Origin of the sequence: Litchfieldia stipae (assembly GCF_014837155.1) — a bacterium.
Taxonomy (GTDB): Bacteria; Bacillota; Bacilli; order Bacillales; family Bacillaceae_L; genus Litchfieldia.
In genome coordinates, this window is sequence record NZ_JACYHA010000009.1 from 57,261 (window position 1) to 74,693 (window position 17,433).

21 protein-coding genes are annotated in these 17,433 nt (G+C 34.8%); 7 read left to right on the forward strand and 14 right to left on the reverse strand.

The window, feature by feature from the left end:
- Nucleotides 1–8: 8 nt before the first annotated feature.
- From F7888_RS12125 to F7888_RS12140, 4 genes are read right to left on the reverse strand one after another with little or no spacing between them, the layout of a single operon-like run.
- Nucleotides 9–482, reverse strand: a complete 474-nt coding sequence (locus F7888_RS12125; protein WP_191779829.1) for a GNAT family N-acetyltransferase — start codon at nucleotides 480–482, stop codon at nucleotides 9–11.
- Between the two features lie 51 nt (nucleotides 483–533).
- Nucleotides 534–1,049, reverse strand: a complete 516-nt coding sequence (locus tag F7888_RS12130; RefSeq protein WP_191779830.1) for a GNAT family N-acetyltransferase — start codon at nucleotides 1,047–1,049, stop codon at nucleotides 534–536.
- 49 nt (nucleotides 1,050–1,098) lie between these two features.
- Nucleotides 1,099–1,551: a GNAT family N-acetyltransferase gene (locus F7888_RS12135; protein ID WP_191779832.1), complete on the reverse strand. Its 453-nt coding sequence runs from the start codon at nucleotides 1,549–1,551 to the stop codon at nucleotides 1,099–1,101.
- Between the two features lie 13 nt (nucleotides 1,552–1,564).
- Nucleotides 1,565–2,425 (reverse strand): hypothetical protein, encoded by an 861-nt coding sequence (locus F7888_RS12140; protein ID WP_191779834.1) that lies wholly within the window; start codon nucleotides 2,423–2,425, stop codon nucleotides 1,565–1,567.
- Nucleotides 2,426–2,569: 144 nt separating this feature from the next.
- Here F7888_RS12140 and F7888_RS12145 point away from each other — a divergent pair, with 144 nt between their 5' ends.
- The 5 genes from F7888_RS12145 (at nucleotide 2,570) to F7888_RS12165 (ending at nucleotide 6,029) form a co-directional block, all read left to right on the forward strand.
- Entirely contained in the window at nucleotides 2,570–2,998 is a 429-nt protein-coding gene (locus tag F7888_RS12145) for a DUF2383 domain-containing protein (protein ID WP_191779836.1), read from the forward strand.
- Nucleotides 2,999–3,361: 363 nt separating this feature from the next.
- Nucleotides 3,362–4,789 (forward strand): alkaline phosphatase PhoX, encoded by a 1,428-nt coding sequence (locus tag F7888_RS12150; protein ID WP_191779838.1) that lies wholly within the window; start codon nucleotides 3,362–3,364, stop codon nucleotides 4,787–4,789.
- Nucleotides 4,790–4,816: 27 nt separating this feature from the next.
- Entirely contained in the window at nucleotides 4,817–5,044 is a 228-nt protein-coding gene (locus tag F7888_RS12155; RefSeq protein ID WP_191779840.1) for a twin-arginine translocase TatA/TatE family subunit, read from the forward strand.
- A gap of 70 nt (nucleotides 5,045–5,114) precedes the next feature.
- Complete coding sequence (gene tatC / locus F7888_RS12160; protein ID WP_191779842.1) at nucleotides 5,115–5,840, forward strand: twin-arginine translocase subunit TatC; 726 nt, start codon at nucleotides 5,115–5,117, stop codon at nucleotides 5,838–5,840.
- 15 nt (nucleotides 5,841–5,855) lie between these two features.
- Nucleotides 5,856–6,029: a hypothetical protein gene (locus tag F7888_RS12165; RefSeq protein WP_191779845.1), complete on the forward strand. Its 174-nt coding sequence runs from the start codon at nucleotides 5,856–5,858 to the stop codon at nucleotides 6,027–6,029.
- Nucleotides 6,030–6,059: 30 nt separating this feature from the next.
- On the opposite strand, the gene F7888_RS12170 is transcribed toward F7888_RS12165, so the two are convergent.
- From F7888_RS12170 to F7888_RS22935, 3 genes are all read right to left on the reverse strand, one after another.
- Nucleotides 6,060–6,377: a hypothetical protein gene (locus F7888_RS12170; protein ID WP_191779847.1), complete on the reverse strand. Its 318-nt coding sequence runs from the start codon at nucleotides 6,375–6,377 to the stop codon at nucleotides 6,060–6,062.
- Between the two features lie 73 nt (nucleotides 6,378–6,450).
- Nucleotides 6,451–6,894 carry an NUDIX domain-containing protein gene (locus F7888_RS12175; protein WP_191779850.1) on the reverse strand — a complete coding sequence of 148 codons (444 nt, stop codon included), beginning with the start codon at nucleotides 6,892–6,894 and terminating at the stop codon, nucleotides 6,451–6,453.
- A gap of 229 nt (nucleotides 6,895–7,123) precedes the next feature.
- Nucleotides 7,124–8,215 carry an ATP-binding protein gene (locus F7888_RS22935; RefSeq protein WP_191779852.1) on the reverse strand — a complete coding sequence of 364 codons (1,092 nt, stop codon included), beginning with the start codon at nucleotides 8,213–8,215 and terminating at the stop codon, nucleotides 7,124–7,126.
- 192 nt (nucleotides 8,216–8,407) lie between these two features.
- Here F7888_RS22935 and F7888_RS12185 point away from each other — a divergent pair, with 192 nt between their 5' ends.
- Nucleotides 8,408–8,563: a hypothetical protein gene (locus F7888_RS12185; protein ID WP_191779854.1), complete on the forward strand. Its 156-nt coding sequence runs from the start codon at nucleotides 8,408–8,410 to the stop codon at nucleotides 8,561–8,563.
- Between the two features lie 115 nt (nucleotides 8,564–8,678).
- On the opposite strand, the gene F7888_RS12190 is transcribed toward F7888_RS12185, so the two are convergent.
- On the reverse strand, nucleotides 8,679–9,551 hold the full coding sequence (locus F7888_RS12190; RefSeq protein ID WP_191779856.1) for an AraC family transcriptional regulator: 873 nt from the start codon (nucleotides 9,549–9,551) through the stop codon (nucleotides 8,679–8,681).
- A gap of 318 nt (nucleotides 9,552–9,869) precedes the next feature.
- On the opposite strand from F7888_RS12190, the gene F7888_RS12195 reads away from it, so the two are divergent.
- Nucleotides 9,870–12,287 carry a GGDEF domain-containing phosphodiesterase gene (locus F7888_RS12195; protein WP_191779858.1) on the forward strand — a complete coding sequence of 806 codons (2,418 nt, stop codon included), beginning with the start codon at nucleotides 9,870–9,872 and terminating at the stop codon, nucleotides 12,285–12,287.
- 787 nt (nucleotides 12,288–13,074) lie between these two features.
- Here the strand turns inward: F7888_RS12195 and F7888_RS12200 are convergent.
- From F7888_RS12200 to F7888_RS12225, 6 genes are all read right to left on the reverse strand, one after another.
- Nucleotides 13,075–13,410, reverse strand: a complete 336-nt coding sequence (locus F7888_RS12200) for a hypothetical protein (RefSeq protein WP_191779860.1) — start codon at nucleotides 13,408–13,410, stop codon at nucleotides 13,075–13,077.
- A gap of 452 nt (nucleotides 13,411–13,862) precedes the next feature.
- Nucleotides 13,863–15,191, reverse strand: coding sequence for a hemolysin family protein (locus tag F7888_RS12205; RefSeq protein WP_191779862.1), 1,329 nt, complete (start codon nucleotides 15,189–15,191; stop codon nucleotides 13,863–13,865).
- 125 nt (nucleotides 15,192–15,316) lie between these two features.
- Entirely contained in the window at nucleotides 15,317–16,105 is a 789-nt protein-coding gene (locus F7888_RS12210; protein WP_191779864.1) for a TerC family protein, read from the reverse strand.
- Nucleotides 16,106–16,118: 13 nt separating this feature from the next.
- Nucleotides 16,119–16,349, reverse strand: coding sequence for a YkvA family protein (locus tag F7888_RS12215; protein ID WP_225228762.1), 231 nt, complete (start codon nucleotides 16,347–16,349; stop codon nucleotides 16,119–16,121).
- Between the two features lie 71 nt (nucleotides 16,350–16,420).
- Nucleotides 16,421–16,807, reverse strand: coding sequence for a sporulation protein (locus tag F7888_RS12220; protein ID WP_225228763.1), 387 nt, complete (start codon nucleotides 16,805–16,807; stop codon nucleotides 16,421–16,423).
- A gap of 18 nt (nucleotides 16,808–16,825) precedes the next feature.
- Nucleotides 16,826–16,957 carry an FbpB family small basic protein gene (locus F7888_RS12225; protein ID WP_191779867.1) on the reverse strand — a complete coding sequence of 44 codons (132 nt, stop codon included), beginning with the start codon at nucleotides 16,955–16,957 and terminating at the stop codon, nucleotides 16,826–16,828.
- Nucleotides 16,958–17,433: the final 476 nt, after the last annotated feature.

Consider the following 17,433-nt stretch of genomic DNA (forward strand, 5'->3'; position numbering starts at 1 on the left):
CCTCCTTCTTATGATTCTAGTGACTTAGACATATCCAACATATCTTCAAATCCAAGATCTTCATAAACCTTTCTTCCTTTTATGCTTGACCACAATCTTGCTCGTGTTGCTCCCTTTTGTTTAAGCCACAAACAAATATCATCTACCAGTTGATGCGCTAACCCATTTTTTCGGTGATTTTCTACAGTATATACTGCTATTACCCAACCAAACAAACTTTGCTCCTCTGCAAGTGGAAAGGCATATTCCTCCCTAAGTAATCCTCCTGCACAAGCAACAATATGATTATCTTCAGCTACTGCGACTCTGAATCTAAGAAGACCGGAATCAAATTCTCTTTGAAAGAGCTTTTCAACTTCTTCTTTTCTAGTTACATCAGGCTTTGGTATACCATCTACCTCACCCATTTCAGCTGCCATTCTATACCAATAATCTGCCACAATAGTTATTTCATCCTTTGTGATCCACCGTGTTTCATACATCCTAAATCCCCTTTACACATTTTTTTAACAATGGATATTAAACTTTCATATCTAAGTCAAACTTATCCAATATCGCTGGACAACTTCATTTGTGTCCGAGGATAGCACTTCATTTTCCAATATGCCCCCTACTTTTTGAATTGTTTTTGCAGAAGCAATATTGGTTTTATCACATGTAATCAATACTTTCTCCATCCCAAACTTTTTGGCTTCTATTAAAGAAAAGTGTAGTTGCTTAGTAGCATATCCCATCCTTCGTAAATCGGGGTGTACGCTATAACCGATATGTCCGCTTTCCATCATCAGTTTCGGTGTTAATTGGTGACGTATATTCACTAAACCGATTAACTCTCCATTATCAATACTAAGAAACTGTGTTGCGGGAACTCGATTAGGTGGTAAGTTTTCACCTATTTCCTGATCTTTCACTTTCTCAAGCCACTCTTCAAACTCCTCAAAGTTTTGTAGCGAGGAACCCCCATATAGATGCTCTCCTGAATAAAAAAAAGCTTTCCGATATGCCATGATTTGTTCTTTATAAATTAAAGATGGTTTTACTAATTTCATCATTACCAACTTTCTTCCATTAAGTATTTTGTGTAGTTGAAATTATGATTTATAGATTTCTAGATAAACGAACCATATCCCTACACTGTATCCCATTCTCGAAGATTTCTTCTGGATAGTTTCTAATAAAGAAGTCTTGATCAATACTCGTCATTCTAAAACCACATTTTTGATAGAAAGCCAACTGTCCTATACTTGAATTTCCTGTACCAACATCTATGGTTTTATATCCATTCCTTTTAGTAGTTTCAATCGCATGCATGACTAAGCTTCTTCCAATTCCTTTCCCTTGATGCTCGTCTGAAACAGCAATATTCACCAATTCCATCGTGCCTGGACTAGTTGGAAGAACTATATACGCGCCAAGAATCTGAGCATCACTTTCTGCAACAAAACATTCTCCAGCTGTTAAATATTCCTCAACGAGTTGACGAGAAGGATCTGCTAGCAACAACAGATTCATCGGTGGGGTTTCATCCTTACCTATTCTTCTAATATTCACACTCTCCACCCCCCTATTTATTCACTTGAAAAAGCTCATAATAACGTTCATCATCTAATCCTTCTAAATCCAAATCAAATTCAAACCAATTCAATGTTGTTTGATCCATTTCTCCGACATTAAATGGAATCTCATATTCCCTAGCTATTGCTGCTATATCTATCATTTCTTCTAAATTTTCCTCTGTCATGAATGAAAAATGGTATATTTCATTCTCTAGATGAGTAGGTTGAAAGATTAATTCCCAAGCAAATCTTGTTTCATCGGAAGGCAAATTGAGATTCGCAAAATGTGTATATGGTTTAATATGAATACTCTCAATCTCACCAAACGATATCATTTCCTTCTCACCATTCCAGTTGCTCGACACTAAGCCCTGTTCTTCGTGTACTCCCCTATAATCATTGAACATGACATAATTGAATCCAACAACGAATAGAACCATCCCCGCTATGATCGTATTTAATAACCCTTTTCGTTTGATTTCTGGACTAAGAAATCGAAGCGCAAAGAGGATAATCAAAATCATAAATAGAAGGACTGACCACTCTCCTAGTGAACCTGATGAAAATTCAAATAGAATAAACTGTTCATCTATAAATGTACTTTTCTTCAAATCAGTATAACCTTGTTGTAAATTAAGAATGAGAGGGAGAATAAAAAAGAAAAAGATATAGATCAATACCCATCTTTTTCCGCGGTACTTAAATTCAGCCTTTGAAGTTCTCATTATCTGACCCAGAATATAGAGAGGAAAACTAATCAGCCATAACAGAAAGTTAGCAAAAACTAAATCGTTTCGAAAGCTCAATGCACAGCCTAAAGCTATTAATAAACTAAAAATAATGATGGCAATCCCAGCCACTTTTTTCATAATACCCCCCCTTTTCACACAATACTCGCATAATAATGTTAGCATTATTTTCTTATACTGTCATTTTACTTCCAGTCATAGCTTTGAAAACACGTAGAATAATCCTAGCCGGGAGAAGCAAACTAAGAAAAAGGATGTGTTACTATGACTAATGATGTAATTGTAGAAGAATTAAATACTCTTCTAAGAGGAACTTACATGGGTGTACGTTCTTTTGAGCATTACATACAAGAGCTAGATCATGATGATTTAAGGGCAAACTTCCAAGATATGCAGCAGGAATTAAAGCAAAATGCCTCCAAAATTGCTGAACGTATTCAGAACCTAGGAGGAATCCCTGCTGATGATGAAGGAGTTTCTGGTTCAATGCATAGTTTCATGCATAAAGTCATGTTACCTCATGATAAGACCAAAATCATCGAGGATGCGATAAAAGGAATCGATAACTATGGCATACATTATTCAGAGGAACTTGTAAAAGGGGATTTAGATACAACGAGCAAACAGATTGTTGAAGATGTTATTAACACAAACAGAGGACATGTTGAAAAATTAAGGCAACTACTCCATTAATGGCCATCAAACTTTTGGTGGTCTTTTCTATATCTACCGCACTTTTACAAAAAATTAATTAGAGCTTTACAAAAAACAAGAATTTACCTGCCTTTATTTAAGCCATATATATCCTAAGTTATGGGGAAATTACCCTATTTCTATTTCTTCGTTTCATTTATCCGTACTTTGTACTCCCTCAAACGCACAAACCACATCCTATTTTTTCCATAAAAACCAATCCTTTTATCTATTTTTTGACGTTAACACTACTTTAATAGTGTTTTCATTATAAATTTACCTTCATCTTATAACTTAGTTAATAGATTCAAGGCTTCATGCTTTGACATCCTATTAAACTATTACATTTACGGAGGCAATCAAATGGAAAAGAACGGGTTAAACAGAAGAGATTTTTTAAAGGTAGGTGGCATGAGTACACTTGCGTTGACTTTAGGTACAACTGGACTTTTGTCAGTAGGTGAACAATCTAAGGCTTCAGCTGCTGGCAAAGGAAATAATCCAACTAGTGGCTTTGGAGGTTATGGTCCACTAGTTCCTGATCCGAACGGAATCCTTGATCTTCCAACAGGCTTTCATTACAGAATCCTGTCCCGAGAAGGCGAGTTAATGACAGACGGTAGCAAAATCCCTGGCGCATTTGATGGAATGGCTGCATTCGAAGGTCCGAATAATACGACTGTTCTTGTGCGCAATCATGAATTATCAAGAGGACAAGCATTTGGACGCAATCCATATGATGCAAATGCTCAAGGTGGAACAACCGCTCTTGTTGTAGGAGCGAACCGCAAAGTTCAGAAAGAATATGTGACCTCTTCAGGAACCATTCGAAATTGTGCTGGTGGAGCAACCCCTTGGGGCACATGGCTAACTTGTGAAGAAGACCGTTCTGAAGGACATGGATATGTATTCGAGGTAGATCCTCAGCAGCCAGAAAATGAGTTATCGAGAACGCCTATTAAGGAGATGGGTCGCTTCTCTCATGAAGCTTGTGCGATTGACCCTTCAACAGGCTATGTATATTTGACTGAGGATGCTAGCCCAAGTTACCTTTACCGTTTTATACCTAATGACTTAAGCCAAAAGCCTGGTTCACTCCAAAAAGGCGGTACGCTTTATGCAGCAGCAATTGAAGCTGTAACAGATCCAGCTGCAAGCAATTTCAAAACAGGTCAAACATTTAAAATCGTTTGGAAGCAAGTAGATCCTCATTGGTGCCGTGAAGAGGCTGATGCACAAAACTGCATTAAATTCTCAAGACTTGAGGGAGCCTTCTTCCAAGAGGGAGTGTTCTGGTTTGATGATACCTCTGCTGGTGAAAAGAAGCTTGGACGCATTTATCGTTATGTTCCTCACACGAATACATTAGAGCTTTTCTATGAAGGAAATGATGCTCGAGACATGGAGTATCCGGATAATATTTGCTGTACTCCTTGGGGTGACCTTTGGTTTGTAGAAGATGGCGCTGGACAAGACCGCATTATGGGAGTGACCCCAGAAGGCAAAATCTATCCGTTTGGTGCCAACCGTTTAAATGATAGTGAATTCGCCGGTCCTACCTTCTCACCAGACGGAAATACACTATTTGTCAATATTCAAACACCAGGCATTACCTTTGCTATTTGGGGACCATTCCAACGCAGAAACTCTTCTCGCGCGAGAGAAATGTCCTTTGCTGCACCTGCAAATCTTGCACCAGAGATTTCAGAAAAGGTAGCTAAGGCGGCAAAGGAACAAGGGATGTCTGTTCTAGAAGCGGCAGCATTTGAGCGTCACGGAATAAACTTATAATTTTTCACATCAAAAGGAGGTTCAACTATGCTTCAAAACATTGGAATCCCTGGATTAATTCTCTTATTAGTCCTTGCACTTATTATTTTCGGTCCATCAAAACTACCTGAAATTGGCCGAGCATTCGGAACAACCTTAAAGGAATTTAAGAAAGCAACTCGTGAATTAGTGAATGGTGACGATAGCCAATCAAAAACAGAAGAAAAATCAACACTACATACAATTGATCAAACAAACAAAAAAACAGGAAGCTAACAGACAGATAGATGTAGGTAGCTCACTTACCTATCTACATCTATCTTTTCTAATGGAAGGAGGTACCTAAATGGAAAAAGAAGTAATGCAACTCACTGACCATTTAGCAGAATTACGCAAACGAATTATGATAACGTTACTTATATTTATGTTAGCTCTGATTGGGTCTTTAATTTTTGTCAGAGATCTCTATGATTATTTAGTAAAAGACTTAGATGGAAAATTAGCTTTACTTGGACCTGGGGATATCCTATGGGTTTATATGGTCATTGCAACTGTTATTGCTGTTGCTATTACGATTCCTGTTGCTGCCTATCAGGTATGGAAGTTTATCAAACCCGCTCTATCAATTGAGGAACAACGACCAACCTTACTGTTTATTCCAGCTTTGTTTTTTCTATTTATTTTAGGGATATCCTTTGGTTATTTTGTTCTTTTTCCATTAGTTCTCTCCTTTTTATTAGAAATAGCTGGAGATCAATTTGAAACATTCTTCACCGCGGAAAAGTATTTTCAATTCATGCTTCATTTGACCTTACCATTTGGATTTTTATTTGAAATGCCAGCTGTTGTTATGTTCCTTACCAGACTAGGCATTATTAATCCAGCAAAGCTAATCAAAGGAAGGAAATTTGCCTATTTTCTCCTTGTAGCCATCTCTGTACTCATCACACCACCTGACTTTATCTCGGATGTGTTAGTCATTATTCCTTTATTTATTCTGTATGAAGTAAGTATTTCTCTAAGCAAAATCGTTTATAAAAAACGAAGCTCAACTGAAGCTGCTGCGGCTTAAAGAGGAGGGAAATGAATGGTAGCGGTTTGTCCAAGACATGTAAAAGACGGACTTAATACTCTTGATGTTCCGCATATAGCTAAATTAAATAACACTCAAGAGAAATCAACCACATGTAAATGCGCATTCTGTCATGTAAGTGCGGATTACAGATTATTTAATGAAAGACCCTATAATAAGAAGAAATGAGCCAAACTGGGTTTGGCTCATTTACGACCTTCAATTTAAGTTAATAGCAAACGATTTACTGACTTTCCTTAGAACAAAAAATGCAATGATTAAATAAACCATATAGCCTATTGCTGCCCCAAAGATATTAAATATTAGCGGAATGGTTACTAGTAGAATTTTCACAAAGGCTCCAGCATACCAATTTGTAATAAGAAGAAAAGCAAGCAAACTTACAGAAAGCAAAATCAAAAATCCCAATTTGTGATTGTTGAATTTTTTTGTCACAATCACTCCTACCACCCCACAAACAAGAGCAGTGACAATTAATACAATGATATACGTGATATTAAGAGATTGGATATCCAAATATGAATCCTCCTAACTTGAAAAGCAATTCTCTAATAATATTCATCTACTTTCTTAAATCTCCTGCTATTTATTAACGAATAAAAGCCGACATCTGATTCGATAAAGCATCCTTTAACCACCTCGGATGCATCGTTAATAAGTCTTGCGGTAGGTGGCCTAGATCAAAAAACTTTATTTCTAACGACTCATCTGGGTGACATTGAAGTTCTCCCCCAATAATCTCAGCAAGAAAACAAGTTGTGATAAAGTGCACGATTTCACCATTTGGATATTCAAATACCTGTGATAGAGGATCCGAATATACACCAATCAGCTTCTTTATCCTGATATCTAGATTTGTCTCTTCTTTTACCTCCCTAATCGCAGCTTCGGAAACAGTTTCCCCAATTTCTATATGCCCAGATGGAATTCCCCAAAGACCTACATCTGACCTTTTTTGCAACAATACTTGATCCTTCTCCTTATTCAAAATAATAATTGCTACACCCGCTTTTAAAGCATCAATTTTTTTCATATAAACCTCCTTATAAATAAAAAAGGTCCAAAGAGAAAGATGTCAACGCATAACAAATACGCTGAACCTTTCCCCTCGGACCTTTTATGTCAATAGGTGCCTTTTACTTTTGTAAAAGAAATAGCCCTCGGTCACTGCCCTACCTTTGGTAGCGGAACCCTAGCTACAAATTTCCAGTTCACTTTTATATTACAATTATTTATTTAACGGAACAAGTCATTCTAACTCTTTAATTGTGTAATTTAGGTAATTTGATTGTGATCGTTGTTCCTTTATTTTCGACACTCTCAACTGAGATTTTTCCATTATGATTATTTTCAATAATATTCTCAGTCATCATCATACCCAGACCTGTCCCATTTTCTTTTGTAGAATGGAAGGGAGTCCCTAATTTTTGTAATTCTTCTTCTGACATCCCTTTCCCACTGTCTTTAATCTTTAGGATAATCTGATGTTCTTCATTATGTACTTCGATGAGAACTTTCCCACCATGATCTATGGCTTCAATGCCATTTTTAATTAAGTTCATCACAACTTGCTTAATTTGGTGTGGTATGCAATACAATGTAATGGGATGATCCTGAAACTCTGTCTTAATTTCAACATTATTTAAGGCAGCCTGGGGCTCCATTAAAAAGATAACTTGTTCAATAAGCTCAATTAAATTACAATCTGAGTATTGTTCTTTTTGGGGTTTTGAAAAGATAAGTAAGTCTTTAATGATAGATTCAATGCGATTGAACTCCGAATTCATGATAGAAATATATTCTTCGTTCACCGCCGGATTTGAAGCAATTAATTGTAAGAAGCCTTTAAGTGAAGTCAATGGATTCCTTATCTCGTGAGCTATTCCTGCTGCCATTTTTCCAACTAAGGATAATTTCTCCCATTGAAGAAGTAATTCATCCGTCTTTCTTTTTTCTGTCATATCGCGGAAGGTCAATACTGTTCCAACATGCTTGCCATGCTCGAACATGGGATTTACGGTGTATTCTACAGAAAAGCTAGTCCCTTCTTTCGTCCAGAAAATATCATCATCAATAAAGAGTTTGCTTCCACTATTAAGAGCATGATAAACAGGACAGCTAGTAATTGGGACAAATTCTCCTTGTCTATTAGTATGATGAATCAATTCATGAAGGTTGTTCGTTTTGAATTCTTCAATCGTAAAACCCGTAAGATTCTCCGCAGATTTGTTCCAAAAAATCACATTGGCATCAAGATCAATACCATAAATGCCTTCCGCAACGGAATCTAGGATTAATTGATTGATATGGCTTACTCTTTGTAACTCCTGATATACACTCTCTAAATTGTCCACACTATTATCCCTTTTCCCTTTATTTAGTCTATTTCAGACTAACACTAATTTGAGAATTTTTCCAATTAATCTATCTTTTGATATTGTCTGAAATACATTTTTTACAATTCATTGTTTTTCATCCGCAATATTCCATATATTCTGTTATTATATATCTAATACACTTATTTATTTTTCTAGGAGGGATTATCAATGGATGTTTTAACGGTATTTATTGATTTAACTAGAAATATTAAAGGATTCTTTTTTAATGAAGATGGTGCACTTGATAATACCAGAGTTGTTTGCGGTTCAGCAGTTGTTTTATTATCAATAGGCGCCATCTGTTATGGGCTATATGTATATTAGGAAAATAAACGTTAGAATAGTATAGGGAATTTCATATTCGTAGTCACAGTCTATAATCCTGCCTTTGCAAAAATAAAAAAAGAGCTGCCGAAACAGCTCAGAAATTTTAAATAATTTATTTTTTTACGACTGGAATCCAAATCTCTGTTTTTACTGAAGTTGAATTTAAATCTCTACTTTTAATCGACAAAATTTCAGGTCCTTTTGTTACTTCATAATTAGAAGTTGGCAGCCACTCAGAATAAATTCTCCCCCAAGTTTCCTGTAAGGTGCTAGGGAAAGGACCAGTGGATTCAAATACCGCCCATGTGGAGGCAGGAACTACTAGATTTGAAAAGTTTTCGGGGCATTCTTCTGTTGTTGCCACCCCTATATACTGATCAAGCTCTCCCTTTTCTTCCATTCGTCCTTCTGAGAAATTTGTTGATGCTTGTATCATCCCTTCAGGTTCAATATTCGAGAGTTTCTTTAATTGTTCTATTCTTTCCATAGTCAAGGATTGCCACATTTTTGTGATTTCTGGATTTTCTCCTTCAAACTTAATTCGAACCCTTTTCATGATACCTACTATGTTAAATGCCTCTTTTTGTTCGATTCGGTAATTCATCTCATCCCCACCTCTAATTGATAGTTGAAAGGTCATTAGTGGATAGGCTTTTAAGTGCATTCCATTGATTCTTGATTCAGAAGGTGTTACTCCATGTAAATTGTGAAAGGCTCTAGTAAAAGAGTCCGGAGAACTATATCCATATTTAATTGCCACATCAATGACTTTTATATTACTGTTGGTGAGCTCAAATGCGGCCATACTGAGACGTCTTCTGCGGATGTATTCAGATAATGTAATCCCTGCGAGAAAAGAAAACATCCTTTTAAAATGATATTCAGAACACTGTGCAACCTTTGCCACCATGTTGAAATCAATTTCGTTTGTAAGGTTATCTTCTATATACCTCATTGCATCATTCATGCTCTTAAGCGTATCCATTTCCCAACCTCCTTTCATCTATAGAATAGCAAGAGTTGACATCTACCGTCCGACATTTGATGCACTGTTTTGTAGCATCAGACTCATCGTTACTATTATTTATAAGTACGATATTCTAGCATCACAATAAAGCCCTACTAATCCATCTAATGATTAACTGCCCCAGTATAACAATAAAGAGAGACTGGATCACTATTGATATCCAGCCTAGATTGTATAATTGTTTCAGAAAAATATAGTTTATATCCTATACAATTGTGTGGAATAATAGTATAAATTCAAATCATTTTATACATATTCTCATTTTGGAGGTTACATATGAGTTCTGTCATATATTTTTTATTAAGTGTTATTATTTGTTTTTCGCTCTTATCTCTAAATGTATATATTACCAATACAAGTATTAAACGTAACTACAAAGAGTCAACAATCGCATTTTTTTCAGCAGTTATATGTGGCAGTTTACTTTCACTAACCACCTACTTTATGTATATATCTGCAAGTAAAATCGAAGTAACTTTTGATAATCTACTGCATTTATTAAGGGCGAGTTTACTCAGCATGCTTTTTTACTTCCCTTGTTTTTTTCTACTAAATATTATGTCAAAAATTCCGATTAAACAATTCAAAAAAAGAAATAAAAAAAAACAGGATGCATCTACCTATTTGGCATTAAGCATAGCCCAAGCCTTATTTAACTTAACATTCAGCACTTTATTCATCAGTTCATTAGGTGTTCCAATAGTCTTCATAAAAGAACTGGTAATTAGTTCACTTATCCTATTAGTTGCTGCTATTTATACGTTAATAAGAGTTTATCAACATCTTTACATTGATAAATTGGTATTAAAAAGAAACGCATCCAAAATTATCGTGTTTTTTTTATTTCTATTGTTCAGTATTTCATTTAATTCTAGTATCTATATTTTTATCATTAGTTTATTGTTCAAAACCAGTTTTATCATGGGGACTGTAGTATTAACTAGTACCGTAGCATTGTTTATATTAACCATTTATTATGTAGAAAAGCAGCTCTTATATCAGCAAGAACAGTTAGAGTATAAAAACAATATATTAGACATCAGTGAGCAACAGTATCGTTCTATTTTTGATAATACGCCAAATGCGGTGTTCACTCTAGACTTAGCAGGGAATTTTACGGCAGTTAATCCAGCTGTTTTTCCTAAAACAGGATTTACATTCAAAGAACTTGCACATTCTAAGTTAACTGATTTCATTATCGATGAGAAAAAAGAAGAAATACAGCTGATTCTAAATGACGTATACAAAGGAAAAAATGCTAATTTCGAGACTGTAATGAGAACCAAAAATAACCAATTTATTCAACTAAAAGTTACTGCTCTACCTATTAAAATTAATAACAAAATTACTGGAGCCTATTTCATTGGGCAGAATATCACAAAACAACTTGAAATGCAGAAACGAATTCAATTGTTGGCGTATCATGATGATATTACAGGATTATTAAATAGATCAGGATTTTACCAGAAAGTAGAGAGTCATATTAAATCGAATACCCTATCTGTAGCTCTAATATTAGATATCGATGGTTTTAAGGACATCAATAATCACCTCGGGCACAGTGTAGGAGACGAGTTCTTAAAGCTGATTGCCAATCGATTATCAAACTCTATGGGTTCAGATGAAATCATTGGTCGAATAGGAGGAGATGTATTCGCAATATATCTTACAGGCAATTATCCTCAGCACAAAGTTATAGAATATATTGAAAATATTCAACGAAAAATGAAGGATCCATTTACGGTTCAAGAATCTATAAAAGAAATTTCATTTTGTATCGGTGTCGCTTTTTATCCGAAGGATGGAGTTGACTTCTTCACCTTATTTAGGCATGCAGACATGGCCATGTATCGAGCAAAACAATTTGGTAGAAGTCAATTCATTCTCTATTCACCTGAATTGGAGGAAGAAAAACTAAAGCAAATCAACATGCTTCAGGAAATGAAGTTTGCTCTTCAAAATGAGCATTTTTCACTAAATTTTCAACCTAAGCATAGCTCTATTGACCACAAAATAGTCGGTGTAGAAACATTAGTAAGATGGTATCATCCCACAAAGGGATTTATTCCGCCCGATGAGTTTATTCCTCTTGCAGAAAAAAATGGTCTTATCATTCCAATCAGTAATTGGATTATCCAAGAGGCATGTAAGATATTTTCTAAATGGCTCAAGATTTATAATGTTAACTTTCATTTATCCATTAATATATCTCCAGAGCATTTCCTAGACGAAGATTTTATAGATACATTATTACAGCATTTGCATAAGTATCAAATACCAGCAAATATGATAGACCTAGAAATAACTGAAAATGTTGCCATCGATAATACAGAATTGACTAGCACAAAAATCAATCTTCTAAAGAAAAATGGAATTCAAGTGTCCATAGATGATTTCGGCACTGGCTATACCTCCTTAACCTCTTTATCTAAATTTAATTTAGATCGGATAAAGATTGATCGTTCCTTTATCAATGGTTTACCAAACAATCATAATGATGTAGCCATTGTACAATCTTTACTATCCGTAACTAAACATCTGAATATAATTGTAACGGCTGAAGGAGTAGAAACCGCAGAACAATTGAACGTTCTGCGTGAGTGGGGCTGTGATGAAATACAAGGATATTATTTCAGCAAGCCATTACCACAAGAAAAACTAATTGCATATTGGCTTGAATTTCCATACAAATGAGATTGAAAATAAAAAATCCGAAGGTGTTCCTGAAAAAGGGAACACCTTCGGATTTGGATTAATATCAGATCTATCCTGTGTTCCCTAACAATTTCAAGGCTAGGGCATCAAACTCGGCCTTAAATTTTATTAAAGGCTTGACTAATCCATCTAATAATTAATTGCCCTAGTATATAAATGATAGCTATAAATAGAATGGCTCCATCTCTTCCAAAAGGTTTAAACCAACTCCCATCATCCTCTATAAAGAGGTATCCTAATATCAAAGAGAGGATTACCATTAGTATGTTAATTCCGAGAGCGGGAATCAGTCTAAACCTTCGCAACTGTACTCCGGTCATTATAGTGAAAAATAGAAACAATGGAAATAAGAGAGTAGCCTCCTCTCTTTCAAGATAACTATTATATTCATAAAAATGAAACAAAAACGGAATTGGAAGTAACAAGGATACCATCTTAATCATTTTCACTTATACAAACCCCTTTAGAACTTATTATAGTTGATAGATCATCTTGGTACTATTACTTATCCACTTGCCAATCCCCTATTATAAATTGTCCAATTTTTTTAATATTTTTCTTAACAAATAGATAATATAAATGCAAAATGGAATACTCCCAAATAATATCAATAGTTCTAGAGCACCTGCTATAAGATCTAATGGTGTAATAATACTCATTGAACTGAACCTCCACTTACTAATTAAATAAATACCATCTGTTCCACCCCGAAAAAAACTTAAATGAGCACAGATAATCATATATCAATTTGGGTTTTTAATATATTTTAATTCGAAGTTGTCATTTGAGTTTTATTCCTACTTTTGTAGAAGAATAGTACCCACCATACTAATAAAAATAAATAACCTATAATTGTAAAAACAGACCAACTAGCTCCCTGTTGTAATTGACTTACTAAGTGTTCAAATTCATTCATTTCTTCTGCTCTACTAATGCCATTTACGATGGAAACTATCGGAATTGTTAAAGCAATTACAATAGCTAGGACGGACAATATCTTACTTTTCACTTTTGCAAAACTAAATATGGCAGTTCCTATTGTTGTTACTAACAATAAATAATATATAACCCAAAACCAAGCAGGAAGGGTTTCCCCATACATGTCATCGCCTCCTAATGTTTAAAGCAAATAACCAAAAACAACAGTCTTTTAGAAAACAACCTATGTAGATTAATAATTCCTCTAGTAAAATCTGTGAAGGATCAAAAATAGACTATTAATCTAAAAACCTATAATCCCTCTCTCGAATTTCAAATTAATACCATAACTGTATCAACGACCCAATTAATTGTCAATATTTGCGGAAAATTTGATATTCTAAAACCACATATTCATCACTTTTTTATATGTGATTAATGTCCTGGTATATGAAATAATCCTCTTGTCCACAAAAAAGTCACATGACTATGCTACGATTGAAGTCCACGTTTAACTCAATTACCCACTCGGATAAGTGAGGACATAGTCAATGAGACTATTTGATAGGAAACAAGGGGTAAGAAGAACTTAGCGGTGCTAAAGATTAATTATTATGGAGGGATCACTATCTATAGCTATTGTTTCCTTTGTACAAGCTCCGCTTTTCTAAACACTTTTGCCTTAACGATCCGTTTCTCATCCATCTCCTCCACATGGAAGACAAAATTCTGGTATTCTATTGTTGGTTTTTGGTTCAAAGTTGGGATATAACCAAGCTTGCCAATTAAGAATCCGCTTAATGTATCATATTCTTCTATAGGAAGTTCAATATTTAGAAGATTCTCTACTTCGTATAAGTTGGTCGTACCAGGCATGATATAAATATTGTTTTCTAACCATTGAATGTGTTCATCATCCATCTCAGGTTCATCATATTCATCAAAGATATTACCAACAATTTCTTCAATTAAATCTTCTATTGTTACAATACCGTCAGTTCCTCCATACTCATCAATAGCAATGGCTAAATGTACATTGTTCTTTTGCATGTCTTTAAATAAATGGTCAATTTTCTTTGATTCCAGTACAAAATATGGGTCACGCAATAAATCCTTTAGTACAAAACGGTCTACCTCACAATTTTCGATAAACTGGATTAAATCCTTTACATGCAAGATCCCAACGATATTATCAATATGGTCTTCATACACAGGAAACCTCGTATATTTTTCAGCATTAATAATCTGAAGAGTCTCTTTTAACTGGTATGAAATAGGAATCGCAACAATATTTGTTCGGTGTGTCATTATATCTGAAACAGTCTTATTATCAAATTCGAAGATATTATTGATCATCACCTTCTCTGTTTCCTGAATCGTACCTTTCTCTTTACCTACATCAATCATCATTCTTATTTCTTCTTCTGTTACATTCTCATCCTCTGCATTTGGGTCAACCCCAAAAAGGCGCACAATGATATTTGTTGACCAAGTTAACAATTTTACAAATGGGGCAGATACCCTTGATAAAATCGTTAAAGGTACGACTGCGATCATGGAGATTTCCTCCGCTTTTTGCAAAGCAAGTCGTTTTGGAACGAGTTCTCCTAGAACTAATGTAAAGTATGATAAAATCAGTGTAATGACGATAACAGAAATGGTTTCGAGAAGCGCTTCTGATAACGGAATGCCCAATGAATATAGGGTATTAGCTAATCTTCCTGCAAAGCTTCCTGCTGCAAATGCACTGGCTAAGAATCCAGCTAGTGTAATCCCAATTTGAATTGTAGCTAAAAATCGACTTGGCTCAGATAGAAGATTGTATAGCATTTTTGCTTTCTTATCTCCCTTATCCGCCATCATTTTTACTTTATTATCATTTAATGAAATTAAGGCGATTTCAGATGCTGCAAAAAATGCATTTAAGACAATCAGCACCCCAAGTACCACTATTTCTATACCCAACGATAAACCCTCCAAGTTGTAATAAATCCTTATTTTTTCTTTATTTTCCTTTAAATACTCAGTTATTATTCAAGCGGAGAAAAGGAGTCCTTTTAGTGGATCACTAAAGGTCTCCTTCAACATACCTAGCTGTTTAATTTAACCTCTTCATCAGCAGATGCTTCTACTTTCTCCTTAGACAAGAACCAACCTCCAACAGCAATTGAAATTAAGACTGCATAGAATATAATTTTCCAAGTGTACGAATGAGCAAAGCCATCTGGAATCATCGCAATGTCAGGGTGTGATAATGTTAGAACCGCTAGCTTAACCCCAACCATTCCAACAATTAGGAAAGCTGCTATTTCGAGAGAAGGTCTCTTTCTCAACAAATCCACGAAAATATTAGCAGCAAATCGCATAATAATTAATCCTATGAAACCACCAAGGAATATAACGATGAAATGTCCTGCGTTCATTCCACCAATATCTCCAATTGGAAGGTGAGGTAATGTTACAGCTAATGCAACAGCAGCTAAAATTGAGTCAATAGCAAACGCGATATCTGCTAGCTCTACCTTGATTACTGTTCCCCAGAATCCTGATTTCTTTTTATCCTTTGCACTTTCATCTGTCTCTTTTTTCTTAATTAACGTTTTTCTTAAGATATGATTAGCCGCAATTAACAATAAATATAAAGCTCCTATTGCCTGTACTTGCCAAACATCAACAAGAAAGGAGATCATGAACAATGAAGCCAATCTAAAGACAAATGCTCCGGCTAATCCATAAAATAATGCCTTTTTCCTTTCTTCTTCAGGCAGGTGCTTTACCATGATTGCTAATACTAAAGCATTATCAGCCGCTAATAAACCTTCTAATAGAATTAAAACAATTAATACCCAACCATACTCCAATAATATTGAAAATTCCAATTATAACTACCCCCTAATTATCTAACTTATATTTTTCTTTTAATGATTGTGGTGCGATTTTCACCATTCTTTCTATTACGAATGTTGCAATGACAACTTCATCGTTGATTCCCAAATAGGTGAAGAAGTCAGGAATCAAATCAAAGAGGAAAAATGCATAAGTTAGAATGATAAGTGCTCCAAGTGCCTTACTTCTTTTGATAGTAATAAGTATTAAAAAAAGGATGAGTTTCCAAAATTTCAAAATGAACTTCATCCTTTTTAACAATTTAATCCAAAGTATACCTTATCAATTAAAAATACCTACCTCGTATATTAAACGATTTGAATTAGATCTTGGTCTATACTTTTAACGCCTTCCTTAAAATGTAACCTTGTTTTGAAACGATAAGTTATTTCAGAATCAGACGGTAACAGCTCTGATGGAAGTTTGAAAGAAAACGGGATTTCATTAGACTCTTCTGATTGAATAAAAGTAGAAGTCAAGATGGTTGTAGAATCTAAGATTGCTTCTTCTTCTACCGTTTCTCGAATCCTTACAAAATCACATTCTATTCGTTTAAGCTGTTGTTCAATAATTCCTCCTTTTAAATAGAAATAACCCTTAATATGTTCACCAGAAGTGTAGGATTCTTTAGATAAGACAAGATCAATTTTTGCTGAACCTATTCCTAAAAGAGACATGTATTTCCTTAGTATCAATTTATATGCCCTCCATATTTATTTTGTTTTGTTTGTTAAAATTCGATCTTCAATTCGCTTTTCAATTTGTTCAATTCGTTTTTTATCTCTTAATAATTCTTCTTTGTTTCTTAGAATTAACATTGATAATGATTGATGGCTTTTCTTCATTTTAAGTACTCCCCTCGATCAAATTGATATTTCCAAAATCAGTGTATCTAGCTTCTGCTTTGTATGTGTGAAGCCATTTTCTTTAACATTTGTAGCCAATCTTACTGTTTCCTTCGATATAGCATCTAGTAATATCTTGCATTATTCATACTGTTAGTCTCCTTGTCGAAGTCTAAAATATAATAAAAAAACCTTTACCACATAATTGGCAAAGGTTTTAAAGATACAAAAAGACCTCTACCGATTGGTAAAGGTCTTGCTAACAACGTCATGGTTGCCAACAAAGCCGAGAGTTATACACTCCGAAATGACGACTCTGCTGTAAAAGCTACTCCCCTTTAGGAGAAACATATTTAATTGATTAAGATTATAATAAGTTATAACTTATGAACTGTCAATAAGATTTTTAGATCTTGATTTTACGATTGAAAAACCGATTGATATCGGAACTACTGCTGCACTTCACACTTCTTTTG

Bases quoted from the DNA above. Each gene is read 5' to 3' on its own strand.
- F7888_RS12125 (WP_191779829.1), bottom strand. From the start codon at position 482: ATGTATGAAACACGGTGGATCACAAAGGATGAAATAACTATTGTGGCA.
- F7888_RS12130 (WP_191779830.1), bottom strand. From the start codon at position 1,049: ATGAAATTAGTAAAACCATCTTTAATTTATAAAGAACAAATCATGGCA.
- F7888_RS12140 (WP_191779834.1), bottom strand. From the start codon at position 2,425: ATGAAAAAAGTGGCTGGGATTGCCATCATTATTTTTAGTTTATTAATA.
- F7888_RS12145 (WP_191779836.1), top strand. From the start codon at position 2,570: ATGACTAATGATGTAATTGTAGAAGAATTAAATACTCTTCTAAGAGGA.
- F7888_RS12150 (WP_191779838.1), top strand. From the start codon at position 3,362: ATGGAAAAGAACGGGTTAAACAGAAGAGATTTTTTAAAGGTAGGTGGC.
- F7888_RS12155 (WP_191779840.1), top strand. From the start codon at position 4,817: ATGCTTCAAAACATTGGAATCCCTGGATTAATTCTCTTATTAGTCCTT.
- tatC (WP_191779842.1), top strand. From the start codon at position 5,115: ATGGAAAAAGAAGTAATGCAACTCACTGACCATTTAGCAGAATTACGC.
- F7888_RS12165 (WP_191779845.1), top strand. From the start codon at position 5,856: ATGGTAGCGGTTTGTCCAAGACATGTAAAAGACGGACTTAATACTCTT.
- F7888_RS12175 (WP_191779850.1), bottom strand. From the start codon at position 6,894: ATGAAAAAAATTGATGCTTTAAAAGCGGGTGTAGCAATTATTATTTTG.
- F7888_RS12185 (WP_191779854.1), top strand. From the start codon at position 8,408: ATGGATGTTTTAACGGTATTTATTGATTTAACTAGAAATATTAAAGGA.
- F7888_RS12190 (WP_191779856.1), bottom strand. From the start codon at position 9,551: ATGGATACGCTTAAGAGCATGAATGATGCAATGAGGTATATAGAAGAT.
- F7888_RS12195 (WP_191779858.1), top strand. From the start codon at position 9,870: ATGAGTTCTGTCATATATTTTTTATTAAGTGTTATTATTTGTTTTTCG.
- F7888_RS12200 (WP_191779860.1), bottom strand. From the start codon at position 13,410: ATGTATGGGGAAACCCTTCCTGCTTGGTTTTGGGTTATATATTATTTA.
- F7888_RS12225 (WP_191779867.1), bottom strand. From the start codon at position 16,957: ATGAAGAAAAGCCATCAATCATTATCAATGTTAATTCTAAGAAACAAA.